Annotated in this window: 8 protein-coding genes; all 8 read right to left on the minus strand. The window is 43.4% G+C overall.

The genetic code is table 11. The features are described 5' to 3' along the window. Positions 1–289 (minus strand): enoyl-CoA hydratase/isomerase family protein (locus tag B6A27_RS11125; RefSeq protein WP_139788117.1); only part of this gene is annotated, 289 nt, incomplete at its 3' end. A 130-nt stretch (positions 290–419) separates the two neighbouring features. Then, on the minus strand, positions 420–1,064 hold the full coding sequence (locus B6A27_RS11130) for a Phenylacetic acid catabolic protein (RefSeq protein ID WP_080862159.1): 645 nt from the start codon (positions 1,062–1,064) through the stop codon (positions 420–422). Then, positions 1,061–1,294 (minus strand): hypothetical protein, encoded by a 234-nt coding sequence (locus B6A27_RS11135; RefSeq protein ID WP_044742350.1) that lies wholly within the window; start codon positions 1,292–1,294, stop codon positions 1,061–1,063. Before B6A27_RS11135 ends, B6A27_RS11130 begins: the two co-directional genes overlap by 4 nt. Then, on the minus strand, positions 1,294–1,620 hold the full coding sequence (locus B6A27_RS11140) for a metal-sulfur cluster assembly factor (protein ID WP_080862160.1): 327 nt from the start codon (positions 1,618–1,620) through the stop codon (positions 1,294–1,296). The genes B6A27_RS11135 and B6A27_RS11140 overlap by 1 nt, the downstream gene beginning before the upstream one ends. After that, positions 1,620–2,555 carry a Phenylacetic acid catabolic protein gene (locus B6A27_RS11145; RefSeq protein ID WP_066148484.1) on the minus strand — a complete coding sequence of 312 codons (936 nt, stop codon included), beginning with the start codon at positions 2,553–2,555 and terminating at the stop codon, positions 1,620–1,622. The genes B6A27_RS11140 and B6A27_RS11145 overlap by 1 nt, the downstream gene beginning before the upstream one ends. Positions 2,556–2,831: 276 nt before the next feature. Continuing rightward, entirely contained in the window at positions 2,832–3,815 is a 984-nt protein-coding gene (locus B6A27_RS11150; RefSeq protein ID WP_139788118.1) for an MBL fold metallo-hydrolase, read from the minus strand. Between the two features lie 89 nt (positions 3,816–3,904). Next, positions 3,905–4,780: a PaaX family transcriptional regulator gene (locus B6A27_RS11155; RefSeq protein WP_066150430.1), complete on the minus strand. Its 876-nt coding sequence runs from the start codon at positions 4,778–4,780 to the stop codon at positions 3,905–3,907. A 140-nt stretch (positions 4,781–4,920) separates the two neighbouring features. After that, positions 4,921–5,174, minus strand: a 254-nt coding sequence (locus tag B6A27_RS11160; protein ID WP_236631838.1) for an enoyl-CoA hydratase/isomerase family protein, incomplete at its 5' end; no start/stop codon positions are given.

The following is a 5,174-nucleotide window of genomic DNA, read 5'->3' on the forward strand; positions in this document are numbered from 1 at the left end:
CGATTTTATCTAATGTCTCGTTACAGAACAAGCAAAATTGCGTTTTAAACCGCGGATCCGCTGCCCGTAAAAAATGGATATCCGCCCCCGCTGAGAAAAATTTCGGCATATCGCTCATCAGCACAACCACTTTTATGTTTGGATCAAACCGAATGTCGTCGATCGCCGCATTCAGCTCCTGATAAAAGGCGAGATCATAAGAATTGGATTTGTTAATGTGCAAATGAATTTCCGCCACCCCTTCGTTTTTTACCACTGTTAAATTTTTCGTTTTTGTTTCTACCGCCATTTTATCTTCTCCTCTCCTTCTATTAGAATTGATTTTATAGTAAAAGACCGCATGTACCCCGCTGCTCTAAAACGCTAAGCTTCTCCTCGTTCTTCTCACCTCCCGCAAATCTCCCTGCTTCTGTTTTCGCTTAGTTCATTTGTACAAGCGATTCCGCCGCCACTTCCTTTAGATGTTCTTTAAATTGATTGGCTAGGTTTATATTCATAGGCAAATACCCTTCTGTTTGTAATTCTTCTTTTTTCTCAATCTCTGTCAGCCAAACGTATACTTCGTTGACCGTATGATTTAACGCCTGTGCAAAACGACTTGGTATCGCTCCCTGTTCATGACGAAGCTCATAAGCCCAGCTTTTCGCGTATATTAAATGATCTTGCTGCTCGCGGATAAGCTTTTGGATACGTGAAGTGACAGCCGGATGATTCGCTTGGAGAAAAGATTGCCACACAATATCGATGGCTAGGTTCGTAGCATACAAGGCCGCAATGAGCGTGATCCAGTTGTTCACATTCACAATACTTGTAAACGCTTTCCCGGTCTGGCCGTAAATCTCCGCTTTTTTTCCGCGAATGCCGCGCAAATCAAAACACCAGTTATATAGTAGTCTTGCGTGCCCTAATTCTCCTTGCGCCATGGCAATCGCCGCTAATGTCGCCTCGATATTGGGACCGCTCACTCCTACTTCCACCAAACGATCCCCAAGGACATATTTATGATCGGCGATCGTCTCAAGCAATTCCGTCAATGCATGTACTTCCCGTTGCGTATGGTTCATCGGACTCTGCCCTCCTTCTGCGCAAATAACCAGTTAGGCTTTTTCACCCAAACAATCTGACTGCGGTCGACAACCGTCATTTCTGACCAATCTTCTTCATCATAAGTAAAGGAGGCATAGACTTTGGCCAGATGTTCGTTTTCTGCCTCAACAGTGCCGATATGGGTTAATGGATCTCCGCGCTTAATTCGGGCGAAAATGTCAAATGTTTTTCTTTTCGTAGCCACCATTATTTTGAACTCACTCCCCAATATTTCAATTTTTCGCGCCCTTCAGGACTCAACCTATCCACCGTCCATGGCGGATCCCAGACCACGTTAATCTGCACTGCCTGAACCTCATTCTCTTGAAGGAGACGATGCCGAATGTCTTGTTCGATCCATTCCATGCATGCGCAAGAAACTGCGGTATATGTCATCGTAATATGAAGCTCATCGCCATTTTTTTCGATATCATAAATGAGTCCCATATCAACGACGCTTATTGGAAATTCGGGGTCCATCACTTCCTTCAGCGCTTCCCAATACTTCTTTGTGTCGCTCCCGATTTTTCCCATCACACCGCATCCTTTCGTAATTGCTCTAATTCTTTGGCTCCTTTTTGAATGCGCTCAACAAATTGTTTATTATGCGGTCCTCTTTGCTTAAATCGCTTGATCACGTTATCCCATGTATCCGGCTGGTCAACTAGCCACTTTTTATTGACCGGATCGAATTTACATGGGAACGGGACGTCCAACACGTATTTTTGCTGTTGTTCATCATAATGAGCAGGCACTTTCACCCCAATCGATTCACAGAAAGGAACAGCAGTAGATAGCCATTTTTGGCGCAATTCATCATTCGTTCGTCCTTTTAAACGATATTCAAGCTGCGCTGATCGGCTTTTCAAACGATCTTCTACCCCAAAAAATTCAAGGGCCATTAAAAACATCCAATCAACGGCTTTTTGTACCTCTTCGCGCAGTTCTGGGTCCTGCATGGCCGTTCTCATAATCACTTCGCCGTTTCTAAGATGGAACAACTCTTCCTTGTCAACTTTCACTAATGCACGTTTCCAAGGACCATAGGAGGTATATTCGAAGGCGTCGCCAAGGAGCGTATACCCGGCTCGATCAAAAAAGGCGTTAAAGACTCCTAGCTCAATCCAATTGGACAACTCAAAATCAAATGCATACGGATTTTTCCAACGATGTGGTTCACGTTTATAGAGTAAATCATCAATATTTTGTCCTAAATCTTTTAAGAGGCGGTAAGCGATGTGAGCATGGCCGATCTCGTCTTGCATAATGGCCAGCGCGGTAATCTTGTTGTTTAGTGTAGGAGCTTGATCATATACCGTAAGTAAAGGCGGGATGCTTAACAATTCCGTATCCCCAACAATGATTAATGTTTGTTTAAGAGCTTGTAAGTACTCTTCATTCATGTCTTCTAATCCTTCTACAATAAAACCGTTTTGAACCTTTTCCTTCAGAATAGTAGATGGATCCACCTCTTCTCCCTCCTTATTATGTTTTTTATTTTATCGTCTGTTAAACATAATATTAATACACACAATCCACGTTGTCAACGTAAAAATCAGAAAAATATAAAAATTTAAAAATAGCGGGATTTCAGTGTTGAGAGCAGGAAAGCTTTAATTCAACAATCACAAATGACAACTAAAAATCCATAACGTTTGTTTTTCGATCGTGTTTTTTATATAAAATCCCTATCTATAATGGATTCCAAATAAAAAACTGACTGCAACCATGCAGCCAGTCTCTCCTTATTTTTCTTCAGATTGATAGACAACGCTTCCGTTGCGCTTCTCCTTTTGGAGCTCTCCGCGTGATACTAAATAATCTAAATGCGCCAATGTTTCCGCAATAGCAAATCGCCACTGATGGGCCGTCAGCGACTTATGTCCAAATACGGCGAATGCCACTTCGTAGGCTGTCTTTCCTTCACTTGCAAGCGACTTCATATAATGCAACCGCTTCTCATGATGACGCAGGATGTCGTCCACTCGTTGGCGCAGATGGCGAATCACTTCTCCGTGAGCCGGAAATGCTATCGCTACATCCAGCTCCTTGACCCGATGCAAAGAAGAAACATATCGCTGCAGCGGATTGGGATGGCTTCCCGGCCATACGCTAATATTGGGGGTGATGCGTTCCAATACATGATCGGACACAAGCAAATATCGCAACTCCGGTTGGTAAAAATTAATCAGTCCATCGCTGTGTCCTGGAACTTCGATCACTTTCCATCGCTTTTGTCCCAGAATCACTTCATCGCGATTAAGAATGGAGAGAGAGGGAAGCGGCATAACGTGTTGAGCCAGTTTTTGCATGCTTTCTTCAATTTGGCTCACTAATTCATCTGGAACACTATGCTGCCTAAACGCCTCCCCGACTTGCTCGGCTTGATCGCTCCCTTCTTTCCAGACGCGTTCTGCCATCGCATAATCTTCTCGGCTGATCCACACCTGCGCCCCGGTCTGCCGCTGCATCCATCCTGCTAATCCGAAGTGATCCGGATGAAAATGCGTTAAATAAATAGAATGAATCTGCCGGCAATCCACATGAAGCTGCTGAAATGCTTTTTCCCATGTATCGATGGCATCAGGATAATGAAACCCCACATCGACTATGCTCCATCCATCTGCCTCGCGAAATAAATAGCAATAAACGTATTTCATCGGAAATGGCACAGGAACCGGAATACGATACATATGATCCTGGATTATTTCAATATTCACCATCAATATCCTCCCTCTCTTATCCGCCTTCCTCATTTCAACCGCCGTCGAGTCCATCCAGTTCCTTCAGCGAAACAACTTCTATATCATACGATGCGCTAGATCATTCCGATAAACGGATTGATCGCCTTTTCCCGGTTCAATTGCGGCTCACGGTCAGGAGCCGATTCAAACAGCGTTTCAAAATAACGAATAGCGGGCACCGCCAAAAGCTGATGCACATTAAAAAACAGCTCACGGGCTTTCGTACCGCTCCAATTATCTGGCAATAAATCATGAGGAAAGCTCGGGTCCATAAAGAAAAAACTACGATATTCATGTACTAATTTGGTCCTTTCAATAAAACATTCTCGATCAGACAGCTCATTGTTCCACGCTCGCCGCTGGAATTCTTCATATATTCGTTGATAGGTGTCGATAAACCGGTCATATTCTTTAGCAATTTGCGCAAAATCCCACCCGCGCTTAATCAATTGCTCATGACTGTGCGATACAATGGAGCTCGACGTAAATAAAATCACATATGGGTCTAAATGATAATCCCTAATCAATTCCATTACTTGCTGTTCCACAGGATTAGGGCTTGCCCACGTTCCATGGGAAATAAGACCAAACCCCATCAGGCTTAATTCTTTGCGAATTTGATTGCGCAGCTCCCTCTTTTCCTCCGGTACAGAATAGGTTAAGATACGCCAGTAGCCATCCCATTTGTAGTTTTTCAATGAATAGACGCGGATAAATCCATCCGTCATCGTCCGCTTTCCTTTTGGAGTCAAAGAATAGTAGCTATTGTTTCCAATTTTCCGCACCTCAAAAAATTCTTGCTGCACCATCCGCAGCGCGGCTCCACGAATGGACGATTCAGAAATGCCAAAGTGAGACATCATTTGAATGAGACTGCCAATCCACACTTCATTCCCATAATGCTGAATATACTCCCCAAATAAAGTAAACATGAGCGCTCTTGGTTTCATAGCTGTTCACACCTGTCTTTTTTTGAATTTTTCTCCTTTATTATGTATTATGACGAATGTTTGCCGATTTTTTCAAGCATGATGAAAGCCAATTAAAAAATAGATCGGCCAGATTGGCCGATACATGTGATCTAAAACATTTAAATTCCCTTCCAATTTGGCTGGCGTTTTTCTAAAAAGGCGCTCAATCCCTCTTTCGCATCCTCCGAACGGAATAACAAGTTTTGTAGCTCCCCTTCGTAACGAATTGCCACATTTAACGGCATTTCTTTTCCATTCATAATCGATAGCTTAATATTCGATACCGCATAAGTTGCACTGTTGACGATCTTCCGCGCATATTCCAGCGTCCGTTCCCTCGTCTCCGCTTGTGGAAATACCCTATTTACCAGCC

The organism is Anoxybacillus sp. UARK-01, assembly GCF_002075365.1.
Lineage (GTDB): Bacteria > Bacillota > Bacilli > Bacillales > Anoxybacillaceae > Anoxybacteroides > Anoxybacteroides rupiense.

Excerpts from the sequence above, each read along its gene's own strand:
- B6A27_RS11130 (WP_080862159.1), bottom strand. The coding sequence starts at position 1,064 with ATGAACCATACGCAACGGGAAGTACATGCATTGACGGAATTGCTTGAG.
- B6A27_RS11135 (WP_044742350.1), bottom strand. The coding sequence starts at position 1,294 with ATGGTGGCTACGAAAAGAAAAACATTTGACATTTTCGCCCGAATTAAG.
- B6A27_RS11140 (WP_080862160.1), bottom strand. The coding sequence starts at position 1,620 with ATGGGAAAAATCGGGAGCGACACAAAGAAGTATTGGGAAGCGCTGAAG.
- B6A27_RS11155 (WP_066150430.1), bottom strand. The coding sequence starts at position 4,780 with ATGAAACCAAGAGCGCTCATGTTTACTTTATTTGGGGAGTATATTCAG.